Origin of the sequence: Pandoraea captiosa (genome assembly GCF_902459775.1) — a bacterium.
Taxonomy (GTDB): Bacteria; Pseudomonadota; Gammaproteobacteria; order Burkholderiales; family Burkholderiaceae; genus Pandoraea; species Pandoraea captiosa.
The window spans coordinates 17,638-34,281 of record NZ_CABPSQ010000002.1; the positions used below are offsets into that span (position 1 = coordinate 17,638).

Here is a 16,644-nt window from a genome sequence, read left to right on the forward strand (position 1 = left end):
TTTTTCAAGGAATTCCCACATGTCCTCCACGTCTCCCACGTCGACAACCGTGCTTCGCGGCGGCAACGTGCTCGATGCGGCCGCTGGTCGCCTGCTTGAGCGTCACGATGTGGCCATCACCGGCAATCGCATTACGGCGGTGAGCGCTACGCCGCTCGACATCGCAGGGGCCACGGTGATCGATGTCACCGGCAAGACCGTCATGCCGGGCATGATCGATTGCCACGTGCACGTACTCGCATCGCACCCGAACCTCGGCACCAACGCCAGTCAGCCGAACGTGCTGACCGTGCTCAAGTCACTGCCCATCATGCAGGGCATGCTCAACCGCGGCTTTACGACCGTGCGCGACGCCGGCGGCGCCGACTGGGCACTGCAACAGGCAATCGAGCAGGGTGTGATTCCGGGCCCGCGCATCTTCCCCTCGGGCAAGGCGCTCTCGCAGACCGGCGGCCACGGCGACTTCCGTCCGCGCAGCGACACCCTGGAGCCGTGCTCGTGCGCGTTCCGTGCCGGGGCGATCGGACGCGTCGTCGACGGCGTCGATCCCATTCGTCTTGCCGTGCGCGAAGAAATCCAGAAGGGCGCCACGCAGATCAAGCTGATGGCCTCGGGCGGCGTGGCCTCGCCGGTCGACCCGATCGCCAACACGCAGTATTCGGAAGACGAAATCCGCGCGGCCGTGGCAGAAGCCGAAGCCGCGCAGACGTATGTCATGGCCCATGCCTACACGCCGAAGGCGATTGCCCGTGCCGTGCGTTGCGGTGTGCGCACCATCGAACACGGCAACCTGTGCGACGCCGAAACGGCCACGCTCATGGCGGAAAAAGGCGCATATGTCGTGCCGACGCTCGTGACCTATGACGCACTGGCCAAGGACGGCGCATCGCTCGGCTTGCCGCCGGAATCCGTCGCCAAGGTCGAAAGCGTGCAACGCGCCGGTCGCGAATCGCTAACGATCTATCGCGACGCCGGTGTGAAGATGGGCTTCGGCTCGGACCTGCTCGGCGACATGCACAAGTACCAGTCCGACGAGCTGACGATTCGCGCCGAAGTGCTGGGCGCGGCCGACACCCTGCGCTCGGCCACGGTGATCGGCGCCGAAATTCTGAACCGTACCGGCGAGTTGGGCGTGATCGCAGCGGGCGCGTTGGCCGACGTGCTGGTCGTCGACGGCAATCCGCTCGAATCGATCGACGTGCTGACCGGTCAGGGCGAAGCGATTCGCTGGGTCTTCAAGGACGGCAAGGTCGCCAAGCAACCGTAATCGTCAGGCGCCCTGGGTTGGCGCCGTTCGCCGACGAGAAGAGGACCCCGCGACGTCAGGCACGTCGATAGGAATCGCCTCGATATCGCGCGTATCTAACTGCAAGGACGACGCGTGCGTCCGATGAACAACGCCACGACAGCGAATGCGTCGTGGCGTTTTTTATTCTCGTGACGTATGTCGTTGGGCCAATCGCGCCGCCCCCCATGCGCAAAAAGTTGAAGCAGTACGCAAGTTGTGGGACTAGCCTCAAAACACGAAAACGAGGAACAGGGTCCCCACCATGATCTCCTATGCGCCTTTCGACTTCCCGCAGCGCTTCGGCGTTTCGCTCGCCCCCAACGCGGCACCCGTTTCGTCAGCCGCCTCGGCGCCGTCTTCCGAGGGCTGGCGCCACGTGACGGTGACGCAGCGCAACGTGCCGTCGCTCGAAGAAAAGGACACTTCCCGTTCGTTGGAAGGCGTGAAGGCGTCTATCGTGAAGGAGCTGAATTCGATCCGGGAGAAATGGGCGGCAATGCTCGCGGAGGTGGATGCCGAAGTCGATTACGCGCCGTTGCCCGAAGACTTCTCGGCGATCAATGAATATGTCGCACATGTGGGCGCGGCGTTACGCGCGCAGGGCGACGACATGCTCGCCATCGACTCGCTGCCGCCGAAACTCGAAATGGCCATGAAGAAGATTTACCGTTCACGTCAGTTGCCCTGGGGGACCTGGAAGACGGTCGGCTCACAAAGGACGATCACGGACATCGATGCGCTCACGCCAAACGCGAAGGCGGCGTTCGTCACGCTCTCCCATATCGAGGTCACCGTGCGGGACATCGGCATGATGCTCGATGCCGTGAATTGTGCCGAGACGCGACGCAAGGCGATTCAGCGCGAGTATCTGCACGCTCCCCATTCGTTATCTGCGCTCGAGAAGCGAAGACATGTCGCGAAGGCGTTCGCCGCGATAGGCCGCGCGCTGTTCCAGACCGCCCTCATCATTCACAAATACCTTCAGCAAGCCACGGCCGCCATTCCGAGGGAGCGGCGGCGCTGGAAAACGAAGATCGGCGTCATCGTCGCACTTGCCGCGATATCGGCCTCGCTCGCTATCGCCGCCGCCCTGTTGCCAGCCGCGCTGCCCACCCTCGCCGGGGTGGCGCTCGGTCTCAAATTCGGTTCGATATGCGTGGGCATACTCGGTGCCATTCACAGCATGTTCAGCGTCATTGGCTACTCCCGCAATCGGGGCTGGGCCGAAATGTCGGGCTGCATCGAACGGGTGCGCAATGTGTACGTGGTGATCAGCACGGGCATCTGTGCGCGGCAGTCCGCCGCGGGATGGCTGGAGGCTGACGACCTGGGTCAGCAGCTCAAGCGACTGACCAACGTGCTCGGGGGGCTGGAAACGACGCAAGCCACTATTGCCCACAAGCTCACGGTGTCTTAGCGGCGTCACACCCAACACCCCGAAATCCCCCTTCTTTTACTTCATCGCGACATCGCAAACAGGACATCACCATGTTGCCAAGGATTACCGCCTCTGCGCCCAGCGAGATTGCCGCATCTACCGGCGTCGCCTTCTCGACGCGGGAACGCCTTCTGCTCTATGAAAACGAGATCGCGCTCATGTTCGAACGCGCCCAGAAACTTACCGAAGAAGCCGCACAGATATTGGAGATGCTCGAGCGCAGGACGCCGGGCGAGCGGTCCGGCGAAGTGCAGGGCGCATCACCCCCGAACGACGCGCAAGCGCATGTCGGCGAGACATTCGAGCGCGACATGCAGCGCTGTGAATCGAAATCGCCGACACCGTCCGACGTCGGATCGGGGCTCGCCGCCGAGTCGCTGACATCGACGTCGGTCACGCGGCAAGCCCTGCAAGACGCCAGCCACGTTCCCCAAACGGCGCACGACCCGGTCGCGCCAATACCGGACACGGCTATTTCCCAACCGCCTGAAGCGGGCGGACCTCACTAAACAGCGCGCACAAAAAGCACTGCCCCCTGAGTATTGGCGATCGCGCCAACGCGTCAGGGGGCAGTGTGCGGCGCGGGGCACGCATAGCCTGCGACTGCGGTTGTTGTCTGTGCGGGTTACTTTTTCCAGCCCGGCGTGACGAACACGGAACGCACGTCGTCGAGCGTTTGCGAAACGGTCTCGCGCGCCCGTTCGGTACCGGCGCGCAGCATGTCCCACACGTAGTCCGGGTTCTTCGCATACTGCTCGCGACGCTCGCGCATCGGGCGCAGCATTTCCTGCAGGCGTTCTTCCAGACGCGCCTTGACCTTCGAGTCCGCCAGACCGCCCCGCACGTAATGATCCTTCAGGGCTTGCAAGCCTTCCTTGTCCTGATCGAACGCGTCGAGGTACGCGAACGCCACGTTCCCCTCCAGGTGGCCCGGATCTTCGACCTTCAGATGCAGCGGGTCCGTGTAGCACTTCTTCACGGCGGCGCGGATCTCGTCGGGCGTCGACGAAATGTTGATGACGTTGCCCAGCGACTTGCTCATCTTGGCCTTGCCGTCGATGCCGGGCAGGCGACCGATCGGCGGCACGAGCGCCTTCGCTTCGGTCAGGATCTCGCGGTTGGCCATGCGATTGAGGCGGCGCACGATTTCGTTGGTCTGCTCGATCATCGGCAGCTGGTCTTCGCCCACGGGCACCAGCGTGGCGCGAAATGCCGTGATGTCAGCGGCCTGGCTCACGGGGTACGTGAGAAAGCCCGCCGGAATATCGCGTTCGAAGTTGCGCAGGCTGATTTCCTGCTTGACGGTGGGGTTACGCTCCAGCCGCGCCACGGTCACCAGGTTCAGGTAATAGAACGTGAGTTCGGTCAGCTCGGGCAGCCAGGTCTGCACGCAGATGGTCGTGACGTCCGGGTCGATGCCGACGGCCAGATAGTCGAGCGCCACCTCGGAGACATTGCGATGGACCTTGTCGCGGCCCTTGCCTTCATCGTCGGTGTTGTCGGTCAGGGCCTGTGCGTCGGCGACCAGAATGAATTGCTTGTACTCGTGCTGATATTCAACACGGTTTTTCAGACTACCGACGTAATGGCCCAGATGCAGCGGGCCCGTCGGACGGTCACCCGTGAGGATCACCTTGCGATCCGCAGGCGCCTTCGAAACACTCATTTTCCTCTCCGTAATCAAGCGTCACTCCCCGAATGGTAGCGCGTCGGCCCGACGACGGTACAGAAACCCCTCCCACAGCCTGCTTCTCCATCACGCGCAAGGATGCTCGGTGAGACACCGCCGACGGCACCCGATCGCGCGCCATCGACATGGAAACGGGGGCTGAAGCCGTTCGAAACGAAGTCTGTTCCAGGCTTCAGGGTCATGTCGGAAGTCCGATGACGCCACACCGAAAGGGAATGTCCAAATGGAATAGCGCCACGGAACCCCGGATATCAAGATGCGCCCCCCGCCTCACGGCGCCACCACTGAGAGATTTGCTTTGACCTCTGCTTTGCGCGAAAGAAGCTACCTGCGCCTGCTTGCCTCGCGTGCGATTGGCGCCGCGGTTCTGTGGATAGACTTCACTTTGATCTTCGAAAGTCTGGCGTTTCAGTGGACCGTCGACACCGTGGTCATCGGTCTTGCCATGATGCTCTATGGCGTTCCCGGCGTACTTGCCGGCCCCTGGGTCGGGGCCGTCGTTGACCGGCATTGTCCATGGTCAATGCTCCGCTGGAGCTATGTCCTGCGGGCGACAGCGGCGTTGGCGCTTTGGCTCGCGCCCACCCTTCCCATTTTTCTGGTGTGCATCGCGTTGAAAGGCCTCGCCAATCTTCTTCCCGGCCCGGCAGAACAATTGTTGTTTAGGCGATTGCTGAACAATGAAGCGCTTGTGGCCAATACGAGCCGCGTCGCCCTGATTGACCAAGGGGCGAAGCTGTTCGCTCCGCTTTTTGCTGCAATGTGCGTGGCATGTCGCCTGCCAGGATTTGCCATTTCTGCTTCGCTGAGCATGACCGGCGTCATTCTGCTGTCTCGACGACCGTCGGTAAACTACGAGTCTGCAAGTGGCGCCGGCGGCTTGAATGGCTCCAATGGCTCCCGTCCTGTCTGGGCCGTCTTTTGCGCGGTTTTGCGAAATCATCCACGCTTGCGCCGAGTCTTTGTTGTTACGTTATGCCAGGCGTTCGTACTCGGCTTTTATGATGCCTTGCTCGCTTTGTTCCTGAAGGCCCGCGGGTATTCCGACGGTACCTTCGGAAATATTGTCGGGTGCACCGCAGCAGGCGCCATCCTTGGGTCACTGGTATTCAAGACCGCTGTGCAACACCTGTCGCCACGTACTTTACTCGCGACGTCGTCAATACTCTTCGGCGCTACCGTCTTGACGCCTGCCGTCATGGTTTACGCAGACGTGGTCATACCGCCTTCCACCATGCTCTCGCTATGGGTCGTCAACGGATTCGCATACGGTGTAGGCAGTATGTTGGTGATGCTCACGTTTCAGCAACACTGTCCGCGCGAAGTCCTGGGAACGGTAACGTCGACTGCACGGAGTACACAGATCCTATTGATGATCGTTGCCCCCCTGTTGGGCGGCGCCCTGTCGAACATCACCAGTCTCGAGTTCGTATTCTTTTGCGCCGGCGCCACGGCAGTCGGACTTGGGATATTCGCCGCGGCGGTCCCCGTCTCGCAGGACAAGCCTCATCGATAAAAATAGGGCGTGAGACAAAACATCGCTCACGCCCACCGTACTTCGTCGCATCTCAGCCCCCGCAATCCGACACACTGGCGGAAAGCGGTGCATTTAACTCAGCGCGTCGTCACCACCGGAATGCCCTTGAGCGACTTGCCGCTGGTGCGTGCGTGCGCCAACGCCTGCTCGACGGCGTCGCCCGTGGCCGGGGTGATGCCCAGACGGCCGGCGATGGTCGCCTCCACACGTTTGGCCATCGCCAGATTCGCCAGCTTCACGTGACCGTAACCGCGAATCTTCGCCGGGGCTTCGGCAAGTGCGATCGCATCCGCCAGCGTATCGGCCGAGAGCCCCGCCAGCGCACGCTCCATCGTCGCACGGTAATCCACGATCAACTGACGCTCCATGCGGCGCTCCAGCGTGTAACCGAAGATGTCGAGCGCACCGCCACGCAAGCCGCGCAGCTTCGCCATGCCACGCAGCACCGGCCACAGCCACGGGCCGATCGTCACCTTCTTCGGCGCGCCACCGTCCTTGCCACGCGCGATGAGCGGCGGCGCCATGTGGAATTCCAGTCGGAAGTCACGCCCCGGCTTGCCCTCGAACGTCTCGCCCAGCGCGTCGGTGAATGCCGTTTGCGCATACAAACGCGCGACTTCGTACTCGTCCTTGTACGCCATCAGACGCGACAGCTGCTGAGCGACAGCACGCGCCAAACGCCCCGGCGCGCCGGCCACACGCGTTTCCGCATCGGCAACCTTCGTCACGAATGCCTTGAATTGGGACGCATACGCGGCACTCTGGTACTGCGTGAGCAACGCCACGCGATGGGCGATGAGCGCATCGAGCGTCATGTCGTCCGCCACCGGTGCATGCACCGGCGCATGGGTGGCATTAACTGCCTTCATCGTCGTCTCGGTGAGCGCAGCGGGATCGCCTGCGGCCAGACGTCCGATGGCCAAAGCCAGCTGGTTCATCGGCACCGCCACGTTGTTCAGTTCGATGGCGCGTTGCAGTGCATGCAGCGACACCGGCACGAGGCCCAACTGCCATGCGTAACCGAGCATGATGATGTTCGACCCCATCGTGTCGCCAAGGAAGCGTTGCGCCAGCGCCTGAGCGTCGCACGCGTCGAGCTTGTCGTTCCCCGCTGCGTGACGCATCTTTTCGAGCAACGCGTCGGCATGCAGATTCGCGTCAGGATTCTGCACGAACGTCGCGTTCGGAATGGCATGGGTGTTGACGACCACCCGCGTGCGATCGCGACGCACCGTTTGCAAGGCGTCGGCGCTCGCGCCCACGACCATGTCGCAAGCGAGCAGCACGTCGGCCTGCTGCGTGTCGATGCGCACCTGATTGAGCGCCTGCGGCGTGTTGGCAAAGCGCACGAACGACAGCACCGCGCCGCCCTTCTGTGCGAAGCCCATGAAGTCGAGCACGGAAGCGCTCTTGCCTTCGAGGTGCGCCGCCATCGTGATGAGCGCGCCGATCGTCACGACGCCCGTGCCGCCCACGCCCGTGACCATGATGTCGAACGGCGCGTCGCCCGCGAGTGCCACCGGTTGCGGCAGCGCGTTAAGGCGTGCCTCGAACGCCGCCTGATCGAACGCAGCCGCAAGCGCCTTCTTCAACTGCGCGCCCTTGACCGACACGAAACTCGGACAAAAGCCGTTCACGCACGAGAAATCCTTGTTGCAGGACGACTGATCGATACGACGCTTGCGTCCCATCGCCGTTTCCACCGGCTCCACAGACAAACAGTTCGATGCCACGCCGCAATCGCCGCAGCCTTCGCAGACCGCTTCGTTGATGAACAGACGGCGATCCGGATTCGGAAATTCGTTTTTCTTGCGACGACGACGCTTCTCCGCCGCGCACGTCTGATCGTAGATCAGCACGGTCGCGCCCGGGATCTCGCGCAGTTCGCGCTGCACGGCGTCGAGCTCGCTGCGATGATGGAACGTCGTGCCCTTTGGGAACTGCCCTTCGTGACCGACATACTTCTCGGGCTCATCGCTCACCACGACGAGCTTCGCAATGCCTTCGGCCTCAACCTGACGCGCGATCTGCGGCACGGAAATCGAGCCGTCCACCGGCTGACCGCCGGTCATCGCGACCGCGTCGTTGTACAGGATCTTGTAGGTGATGTTCGCCTTCGAGGCCACGGCCTGGCGAATCGCCAGCAACCCCGAGTGGAAGTACGTGCCGTCGCCCAGATTCTGGAAGACGTGCGCGCGCTTCGTGAAATGCGAATGCGCCGCCCAGTCCACACCCTCGCCGCCCATCTGGATCAGGCCGGTGGTATCGCGGTCCATCCACGACGCCATGAAGTGACAGCCGATCCCCGCTTGCGCGATGGAGCCTTCGGGCACCTTCGTCGACGTGTTGTGCGGACAGCCCGAGCAGAAGTACGGTACACGGCGCACGCCGTCGGCAGCGTTCGAGAGGATGTCGTGCGCCACGAGATCGACCACGCGCTCGCGGCGATCGAGCATCGGACGATGCTTCGCCAGCCACTCGGCGAACACCGGCAGCACGCGCGACGGACGCAGTTCGCCCAGCGCGGAGAGCAAGGCGCGCCCCTCGGCGTCGGTCTTGCCCAGCACGACCGGACGCGTGCCGGTTGTGCGGTTGTAGAGATACTGCTTGATCTGTTGTTCGACGACCGGGCCCTTTTCCTCGATGACGAGAATTTCCTTCAGCCCGGCAACGAAAGTGTCCAGACGGGACATGTCCAGCGGGAACGACAGGCCCACCTTGTAGATGCGAACCCCGGCTGCGGCGAGATCGTCGACCGTAATGTCCAGACGACGCAGCGTTTCCATCAGATCGAGGTGCGCCTTGCCGCACGTCACGATGCCGATATCGGCATCGGGCGCCGAGGCAATCCACTTGTCGATGCTGTTCACGCGCGAGAACGCGCGCACGGCGTCGAGTTTGTCGGCAAGACGCGCTTCGAGCGCAAGACTCGGCAGGTCGGGCCAGCGGTTGTGCAGGCCGCCCGCGGGTGCGACGTAATCGAGCGGCTCCGTCCAGTCGGTACGGATCTTGTCGAGGTCGACCGTGCCGCGCGACTCGACCGTCTCGGAGATGGCCTTCAGACCCGCCCACGCGCCGGAAAAACGCGACAGTGCATATCCGTAAAGACCGAATTCGACGAGCTCGCCGATATCCGCCGGATTGAGCACCGGCATGCTCCACGACATCATCGTGAAATCGCTCTGATGCGGCATCGACGAGGACACACAACCGTGATCGTCGCCAGCCACCACCAGAACGCCACCGTGACGCGACGCGCCGTAAGCGTTGCCATGCTTGAGTGCATCGCCCGCGCGATCCACCCCCGGCCCCTTGCCGTACCACATGCCGAACACGCCTTCGACGGTGCGCTCGGGATCCGCTTCCACGCGCTGCGTGCCCATCACTGCCGTGCCGCCAAGCTCTTCGTTGATGGCGGGCAGGAATTTCACGTTCGCCGCATCGAGCAACTTCTTCGCCTTCCACAACTGCTGATCCACGCCACCCAGCGGCGAGCCCCGATAGCCGCTGATGAAACCGGCGGTATTCAAGCCACGCGCGGCGTCCAGTTGGTGCTGCATCAGCAAGATCCGCACGAGCGCCTGCGTGCCGGTCAGGAAAATCTGCCCTTTGCGCGCCGTCAGTGCATCGGAGAGTTGATAGTCGGGATGGGCCAGCGGGTTGGCGGTGGGCGTCGCGAGTGCGGCGCGCATGGGGGCATTCATTCGATATCTCCTGATCCCCGCACCGGCTGTCGCGCTGTCGTCATCGGCGTCGGCCCGACATCCGGCGGTACTGCGGGGGCATTTGTTCTGTTCGTCTCGACGCGAATCGCATAGAACGGCGACGCGTCGGTTATGGAAGCAGTGTATGGGGAGGCTGGAGAAAGATTTTTACTATTTCACTCGTTTGAGCGCACAATAAGAAACGTTTATTTCGATAAAGGCAGTTTTGAGAAATGGAATTACTCGATAACTTTGCCCGACAGATCCTGCGTCTGTTGCAGATCGATTCCCGGCGCTCCGCGCAGGAGTTGTCCGAAAACGTAGGGCTGTCGGCCACGCCGTGCTGGCGTCGCATCAAGGACATGGAGCAAAGCGGCGTGATCCAGCGCTACACCGTGCTGCTCGACCGGGAGAAGCTGGGGCTGCACGTGTGTGCCCTCGCGCACGTGCAACTCACGCGTCACACGGAAGGCGGCACGGAGCAGTTCGAGCGCGAAATTCGCTCGTGTCCTGAGGTCACCGAGTGCTACAGCACCACGGGGGAAGCCGACTACATCCTCAAAATCGTGGCGCCGGACATCAAGGCGTACGACGCGTTCTTGCACGAACACATCTTCCGGTTGCCTGCGGTCTCGAACGTGAAGACGAGCGTGGTACTGCGCGAAATCAAGTTCGACACGAGCCTTCCGATCTGAGCCCGACGGGCGGGGGGCGCTCATGGCGGCCGTGCTAGCTGTCGGGCACCCGCGCGCCCTTCGTTTGCTTCCCACACGTTGACATTGCACAACATTCGCACTTGACGTTCCGGAAAATCCCGGCTAAAAATGCAAATGATTCTCATTTAAACATCGAATCAAGTTCTTCGTCCGAGGCCGACACAACGGCCGGGTGGCGCAAGAGTTTTTCGCCAGCCGCGCCTGCCAGCGTGTCGTGAAGCGTCGAGTAAGACGCTGAGCGCACGCCGATTGCCACGAGCGCTTGCCAGCCAGCAACGGGGTTTTTGCACTGGAGAGCAGCAGTGAAGCAGTCGTCGAGCGGCGGGGGCCGCGCCTTTGTCATGACCATGCGCCGGGGTTACGGCGTCAACGATTCGCGAAGCGGCGAGCGCGCCGGAATCGTCGGATTCGCCGGAATCGAGACCTCGCGCCACCCGCGCGCGTCCGAGCCGCGTCGGCGTCTGCACCCGCTCGCGGGCGCGGTGATTGCCGCTTTCTGGCTGCCCGCCGCTTTCGCGCAACAGGCGCCGGCCGACCACGCGCAGACGGGCCAGGCCGCACAAGCGCTCCAGATTGCGCAGGCATCGCCAAACTCGCGGAAAACCTCCGAAGCGCCCGGCATGCGCGGCGCCCCGTTGCAACTCGCCGAAGCCAATCTGCGTGAAGTGAACGTGACGGCCACGCGCACGCCGACGTCGAGCGAACGCACGCCGGCGTCCATTTCGGTCATCACCGATCAGGACCTCGAAGAACAACAGGCGCAGGACATCAAGGAGGCCCTGCGCTACGAGCCCGGCGTGACGGTGCGTCGCGCTCCCTATCGACCGGCCTCGGCAGCCGCCGGCGGCGGTCGCGACGGCAATTCCAGCATCAACATCCGTGGTCTCGAAGGCAATCGCGTCGCCCTCTTCGAAGACGGTATCCGCATGCCCTCCTCGTACGCATTCGGCCCGCTCGAAGCCGGTCGCGGCGACTACATGAGCATGGACCTGCTGCGACGCATCGAAATCCTTCGCGGACCGGCCTCGTCGCTCTATGGCAGCGACGGCCTCACCGGCGTCGTCAATTTCCTTACCAAAGACCCGCAGGACCTGCTCGACGTGTTCGGCAAGTCCACCTACTTCTCGCTGCGCCCGTACTACAACTCCATGGACCGCAGCTTCGGCACGACGGCCCAGGCCGCGTGGGGCGGCGAGCAGTGGCAGGGCATGGTGATCGTCGATGGCAACAAGGGCCACGAACTCGACGGCAAAGGCACCAACGACACCGCCAGCACGGCACGCACGACCGCCAACCCGCAGGACACCAACGGCGACTCGGTGCTCGGCAAACTTGTCTTCAAGGCCACGCCGTTCTCGACGTTCAAGCTCACGGCAGAGACCGTGCGCCGACGCACCGACTCGGACGTCCTGTCCGCCGTCAACCCGCCGACCACGCTCGGCCTGCACACGAGCGACCGGCTCGAACGCAATCGCGTGAGCCTCGACTACGACTTCCAGGACGCCTCGCAACCGTACTTCCAGAACGCCCACGCCCTGCTCTATTTCCAGGACGCGAAGAACAACCAGTACTCGTACGAAAAACGTACGGCAGGCGATCGTACGCGCGACAACACGTACAAGGAACGCACCGTCGGAGGCTCATTGCAGGCCGAGAGCAACTTCACGACCGGCCCGCTCGCGCACAAGCTCGTGTACGGCACCGACGCGAGCCTCGCGTATGTGACCAGTTACCGCAACGGCACGGTGCCGGGTGTCGGTGAGTCGTTCCCGAACAAGGCGTTCCCCGATACCGACTACACGCTTTTCGGCGCGTTCCTGCAAGACGAAATCCGCTACGGCGCGCTCACCGTCACGCCGGGCATCCGCTACGACGCTTACTGGCTCTCGCCCAAGAAGAACGATCCGCTGTATGTCTCGCAGACGGCATCGGGCGCCCTCGCGCCGCCGACCGAGTCCAACGATTCGGCGTTCTCGCCGCGCCTGGCGATCATGTACGAGATCGCGCCGTCGCTGATTCCCTACGTGCAATACGCACGCGGCTTCCGCACGCCGACGCCCGATCAGGTCAACAACGGCTTCTCCAATCCGGTCTACGGCTACATGTCGATCGCGAATCCGAACCTGAAGCCGGAGACGAGCGACACGCTGGAGCTGGGGCTGCGCGGACGCCTGGCGACCACGCTCGGCCCTGTCACGTACAGCACCGCCGTGTTCGCGGGCAAGTACCGCAACTTCATTTCGCAGCAGAACATCAGCGGCTCGGGCCGTCCCAACGATCCGCTCATCTACCAGTATGTGAACTTCAGCCGCGCCAGCATTCAGGGTTGGGAAGGGCGAGCCACGTGGGCGCTCAAGGGCGGCGTCACGCTGCGCACGGCAATGGCCTACACGCATGGCACGACCGAGGACAACGGCGCGGCCAGCCAGCCGCTCAACACCGTCAACCCGTTCTCGATGGTGGTGGGTGTGCGCTACGAGCCGAACAGCACGTGGTTCGCTCAGGCGGACCTCATGTTCCAGGCGGCCAAGTCGCAGAGCCAGATCGCCAGGTCCTGCACGGCAGGCACGCAACAGAACCAGAACTGCTGGGCGCCGCCCTCGTCGATCGTGCTCGATCTGTCGGGCGGATATCACATCAACAAGCACGCGACGGTGTACGCCGGCATTTACAACGTGTTCGACCGCAAGTACTGGAACTGGTCGGACGTTCGCAACCTCGCCGAGAACTCGACCGTCAAGGACGCGTATTCGGCACCGGGCCGCAGCGTCGCTGTGAGCCTGAAGCTTCAGTACTGATCCTTCGGATCGATTGTCGGAACCGCGCCGGTTCGCACGGAAGCACGTGGACCGGCGCGTGCCAGCCATCGCAAGGCACTGCAAGCCCCTTGCATGACATTGCCAGCCAACACGCTTTTCAAGGAATCACCATGATGAACGCTCAAAACGCCACCTCCACCGCCCGCCCGACATTCCCGGCGCCGGCCGCCGTCGCCCGTCTGCGCAGCGAATTCCAGCGGGTGAAGACCGAACAGAACCTGCGAGACCGCGATGCCGCCGCCGCGCTCGGTGTGTCCGAAGGCGAGACGGTCGCTGCCTTCGTCGGCGACCATGTCGTGCGTCTGCGCCCGGAATTCGTCGAAATCGTCGAAGCGCTGCCGACGCTCGGGCGCGTCATGGCGCTCACACGCAACAACGCTGCCGTGCATGAAAAGGACGGTCAGTACGAGAAACTCTCGCATCAGGGCACGATCGGCCTCGGTCTGGGCAAGGACCTCGACCTGCGCATCTTCTATCACCAGTGGGCGTACGGTTACGCGGTCCAGACGCCCGCCGAAAACGGGCCGCGCCGCTCGCTGCAGTTCTTCGACAAGTCCGGCACCGCCGTGCACAAGATGTTCCTGCGCGACCATAGCGATGCCCTCGCCTACGACGCGCTCGTCGCCCGCTTCCGTGCCGACGATCAGACGCCGGGCGAACAAGTCGTGGCAGCCGACGCACCGAAGGCCGAGACACCGGACGCCGACATCGACACCACCGCTTTCCAGCGTGACTGGCTCGCGATGACCGACACGCATCAGTTCTTCGATATGCTCAAGCGTCACGGCGTATCGCGCGCACAGGCGTTGCGTCTCGCACCGCAAGGGCATGCGCAGCGGGTCGCGGCCGCGTCCGTGCGCGCCTTGCTCGACGACGCCGCCAGCACCGAATTGCCGATCATGGTGTTCGTGGGCAACGCAGGCATGATCCAGATCCACACCGGTCCTGTGTCGAACATCAAGGTCATGGGCCCCTGGGTCAACGTTCTTGATCCGGGCTTCAACCTCCATCTGCGCGAAGACCTCGTCGATACGGCCTGGATCGTGCGCAAGCCCACGGCGGACGGCATCGTCTCGTCGCTCGAATTGCTTGACGCCGCCGGCATGGTGATCGCCATGTTCTTTGGCGAACGCAAGCCGGGGCAGGCAGAACGCGAGGACTGGCGCGCAGCGCTGCTGCGCGTGGAGGGCTCGCACGGGATCGCGGAGGCATCAGCGTGAACCGGTCCCTCGACGCGCGTGGCATGTCCGTGCTCACGCGCCGCGCCCTGATGACGGCGGGCGCCCGGCTGACCGCGGGCGCCTGCCTCGGCGCGATGCTGCCCCTGCTCCCGACGCTCGCGCACGCCGCCCCGGCGGCGTCCGGTGCCAAGGACGGCCCGAAGCGCGTGGTCGTCGCCGGCGGCGCACTGACGGAGATCGTCTACGCGCTCGGCGCGCAGCATCGGGTCATCGCCAACGATCTCACCAGCCTCTATCCCGAAGCCGCCACGAAGCTGCCCAAGATCGGCTATCTGCGCACGTTGTCCGCCGAAGGCGTGCTGTCGCTGCATCCCGACCTGTTGCTCGCCGGTGCAGAAGCCGGGCCGCCCAATGTGCTGGCGCAAATCGAGGCGGCGGGCGTTCCCGTGCAGCACTTCAGGCACGGCTATACGGCCGAACTGGTGCGCGAGACCATTCGCGGTGTCGCTAACGCGCTGAATATCGGCGACGACGGTGCGCGTGTGGCTGGCCGTTTCATGAGCGACTGGGTGCGGGCGCGTGACAGTATCGACACGCAGTACGGCATTGCCCGTCGCCCGCGCGTGCTTTTCATTCTCGGGCACACCGGCAATCAGGTGATGGTCGCCGGACAGGACACGGCAGCCGACGCAATGCTTGCCTACGCCAACGCCGAGAATGCGTTGCGCGGCTTCAACGGCTACCGTCCCCTCACGGCCGAAGCGGCCGTCGCCGCCCAACCCGACGTGCTGCTGACCACCACGACGGGGCCATCGTCGGCGGATCCGACCGCCGCCCTGCTTGCCCAACCCGGTCTGGCCAATACTCCCGCCGGGCGCGCCAGACGCGTGGTGAGCTTCGATGCGCTGTATCTGCTCGGTTTCGGCCCGCGTCTGCCACAGGCGATCGCCGAGCTCGCCAGACGCGTGCACACCACGTGATCACCATGTGAACGCCTGCCCGGAGCGCGAGGTGACGCGCCGAACGCTTTCGTGTTTCGCCGCGTCGCACTCGTTCGCTTCGCGCCCCCTCAGCATCCCGCCATTCGCCATTGAACGAAGTCATGTCAGCCGCTCCGCCGATCCGCCCACCGACGAGGTCATCGTCGTCCAGTGCTCTTCGCACCGAGACGTCGAGTCCCGCAAGCGTCAACACCAACGAGCCGGCGCGTGCGGGCGTCGCTCGCCGACGTCCGCCGCGATGGCTCGTCATGACGGTGCTCGCCGGCCTGCTGGCAGCCGCGGTACTGGCTGCCCTGTGCGGTGGTGCGTATCGAATCGCGCCGCACGAAGCCATCAGCGCGCTGTTCCGGGGCGCGACGGGCGACTTCGTTCAGGACCAGGCGCGCAACGTCATGTTGCAGATCCGCCTGCCACGCATTTTGCTCGGGGTCCTCGTCGGCGCGGGCTTCGGTGCGGCCGGCGCGGCGTTGCAGGCGCTCTTTCGCAATCCGCTCGCCGATCCGGGGCTGATCGGTGTTGCCAGCGGTGCCGCATTGGGCGCAGCCGGTGTGATTGTGCTCGGTGGCGTGCTGTTGCCGACGGCGCTGGCCGCGTCGCTCGGGCTCTGGATGCTGCCGGTCGCTGCGTTCGTCGGTGCGCTGGGCGTCACTGCGCTGGTCTATCGACTGGCGGCCGGACGTGGCCGCCTTGCCCTGCCGCTACTGCTGCTCGCGGGTATCGCCATCAACGCGGTGTCCGGTGCGGCCATCGGCTTGCTGACCTACCTTGCCAACGACACGCAACTCCGTACGCTCACCTTCTGGACGCTGGGCAGCCTCGGCGGCGCGCAATGGTCCATGCTCGCGGTGATCGTATGGCCCGTCGCGTTGGGGATCGTCGCGCTCGCCTCGCAGTGTCGGTCGCTCAATGCGCTGTTGCTGGGAGAAGCCGAGGCGCTGCATCTGGGCGTGGCAGTGCAGTCTGTCAAACGTCGCGTCATGGTCGCGTGTGCGCTGTGCGTGGGTGCGTTGGTGGCATCGAGCGGCATGATCGGATTCATCGGATTGATCGCGCCGCATATTGTCCGGCTGGTCGTGGGCCCCGATCCGCGCGCGGTACTTCCGGCCGCCGCGCTTTTCGGCGCGATTCTCACGCTGCTCGCCGATCTCGTGGCGCGCACGTGGGTCGCACCCGCCGAATTGCCGCTGGGCATTCTGACGGCGCTGCTCGGCGCGCCCTTCTTTCTCATGCTGCTGTGGCGACGCCGCGCACAGTTCGGACTTTGACCCTC

The 16,644-nt window shown here is 64.0% G+C and carries 11 protein-coding genes; 9 read left to right on the forward strand and 2 right to left on the reverse strand.

Going from position 1 to position 16,644, the window contains the following annotated elements; genetic code table 11:
* Positions 1 to 19: 19 nt before the first annotated feature.
* The 3 genes from PCA31118_RS05480 to PCA31118_RS05490 all read left to right on the forward strand — a co-directional run bounded on the left by PCA31118_RS05480 (position 20) and on the right by PCA31118_RS05490 (position 3,235).
* Positions 20 to 1,267 (forward strand): metal-dependent hydrolase family protein, encoded by a 1,248-nt coding sequence (locus tag PCA31118_RS05480; RefSeq protein WP_150623833.1) that lies wholly within the window; start codon positions 20 to 22, stop codon positions 1,265 to 1,267.
* A gap of 283 nt (positions 1,268 to 1,550) precedes the next feature.
* Positions 1,551 to 2,705, forward strand: coding sequence for a hypothetical protein (locus tag PCA31118_RS05485; protein ID WP_150623835.1), 1,155 nt, complete (start codon positions 1,551 to 1,553; stop codon positions 2,703 to 2,705).
* A gap of 71 nt (positions 2,706 to 2,776) precedes the next feature.
* Entirely contained in the window at positions 2,777 to 3,235 is a 459-nt protein-coding gene (locus tag PCA31118_RS05490; RefSeq protein ID WP_150623837.1) for a hypothetical protein, read from the forward strand.
* Positions 3,236 to 3,351: 116 nt separating this feature from the next.
* On the opposite strand, the gene trpS is transcribed toward PCA31118_RS05490, so the two are convergent.
* Complete coding sequence (gene trpS / locus PCA31118_RS05495; RefSeq protein WP_150623839.1) at positions 3,352 to 4,392, reverse strand: tryptophan--tRNA ligase; 1,041 nt, start codon at positions 4,390 to 4,392, stop codon at positions 3,352 to 3,354.
* A gap of 322 nt (positions 4,393 to 4,714) precedes the next feature.
* On the opposite strand from trpS, the gene PCA31118_RS05500 reads away from it, so the two are divergent.
* Positions 4,715 to 5,932 carry an MFS transporter gene (locus PCA31118_RS05500; RefSeq protein ID WP_174990351.1) on the forward strand — a complete coding sequence of 406 codons (1,218 nt, stop codon included), beginning with the start codon at positions 4,715 to 4,717 and terminating at the stop codon, positions 5,930 to 5,932.
* Between the two features lie 98 nt (positions 5,933 to 6,030).
* On the opposite strand, the gene PCA31118_RS05505 is transcribed toward PCA31118_RS05500, so the two are convergent.
* Positions 6,031 to 9,657: an indolepyruvate ferredoxin oxidoreductase family protein gene (locus tag PCA31118_RS05505; RefSeq protein ID WP_150623843.1), complete on the reverse strand. Its 3,627-nt coding sequence runs from the start codon at positions 9,655 to 9,657 to the stop codon at positions 6,031 to 6,033.
* Positions 9,658 to 9,890: 233 nt separating this feature from the next.
* On the opposite strand from PCA31118_RS05505, the gene PCA31118_RS05510 reads away from it, so the two are divergent.
* From PCA31118_RS05510 to PCA31118_RS05530, 5 genes are all read left to right on the forward strand, one after another.
* The gene (locus PCA31118_RS05510; RefSeq protein WP_044457521.1) at positions 9,891 to 10,352 is read left to right on the forward strand and encodes an Lrp/AsnC family transcriptional regulator; all 462 of its coding nucleotides are present in this window, start codon (positions 9,891 to 9,893) and stop codon (positions 10,350 to 10,352) included.
* Between the two features lie 323 nt (positions 10,353 to 10,675).
* Positions 10,676 to 13,171: a TonB-dependent hemoglobin/transferrin/lactoferrin family receptor gene (locus PCA31118_RS05515; protein WP_246190091.1), complete on the forward strand. Its 2,496-nt coding sequence runs from the start codon at positions 10,676 to 10,678 to the stop codon at positions 13,169 to 13,171.
* Positions 13,172 to 13,302: 131 nt separating this feature from the next.
* Positions 13,303 to 14,412: a hemin-degrading factor gene (locus PCA31118_RS05520; RefSeq protein ID WP_150623845.1), complete on the forward strand. Its 1,110-nt coding sequence runs from the start codon at positions 13,303 to 13,305 to the stop codon at positions 14,410 to 14,412.
* 50 nt (positions 14,413 to 14,462) lie between these two features.
* On the forward strand, positions 14,463 to 15,353 hold the full coding sequence (locus PCA31118_RS05525) for a heme/hemin ABC transporter substrate-binding protein (RefSeq protein WP_425495333.1): 891 nt from the start codon (positions 14,463 to 14,465) through the stop codon (positions 15,351 to 15,353).
* Positions 15,354 to 15,475: 122 nt separating this feature from the next.
* Positions 15,476 to 16,639, forward strand: a complete 1,164-nt coding sequence (locus PCA31118_RS05530) for a FecCD family ABC transporter permease (RefSeq protein ID WP_246190093.1) — start codon at positions 15,476 to 15,478, stop codon at positions 16,637 to 16,639.
* Positions 16,640 to 16,644: the final 5 nt, after the last annotated feature.

Bases quoted from the DNA above. Each gene is read 5' to 3' on its own strand.
- PCA31118_RS05480 (WP_150623833.1), top strand. From the start codon at position 20: ATGTCCTCCACGTCTCCCACGTCGACAACCGTGCTTCGCGGCGGCAAC.
- PCA31118_RS05485 (WP_150623835.1), top strand. From the start codon at position 1,551: ATGATCTCCTATGCGCCTTTCGACTTCCCGCAGCGCTTCGGCGTTTCG.
- PCA31118_RS05490 (WP_150623837.1), top strand. From the start codon at position 2,777: ATGTTGCCAAGGATTACCGCCTCTGCGCCCAGCGAGATTGCCGCATCT.
- trpS (WP_150623839.1), bottom strand. From the start codon at position 4,392: ATGAGTGTTTCGAAGGCGCCTGCGGATCGCAAGGTGATCCTCACGGGT.
- PCA31118_RS05505 (WP_150623843.1), bottom strand. From the start codon at position 9,657: ATGAATGCCCCCATGCGCGCCGCACTCGCGACGCCCACCGCCAACCCG.
- PCA31118_RS05510 (WP_044457521.1), top strand. From the start codon at position 9,891: ATGGAATTACTCGATAACTTTGCCCGACAGATCCTGCGTCTGTTGCAG.
- PCA31118_RS05520 (WP_150623845.1), top strand. From the start codon at position 13,303: ATGATGAACGCTCAAAACGCCACCTCCACCGCCCGCCCGACATTCCCG.
- PCA31118_RS05525 (WP_425495333.1), top strand. From the start codon at position 14,463: ATGACGGCGGGCGCCCGGCTGACCGCGGGCGCCTGCCTCGGCGCGATG.
- PCA31118_RS05530 (WP_246190093.1), top strand. From the start codon at position 15,476: ATGTCAGCCGCTCCGCCGATCCGCCCACCGACGAGGTCATCGTCGTCC.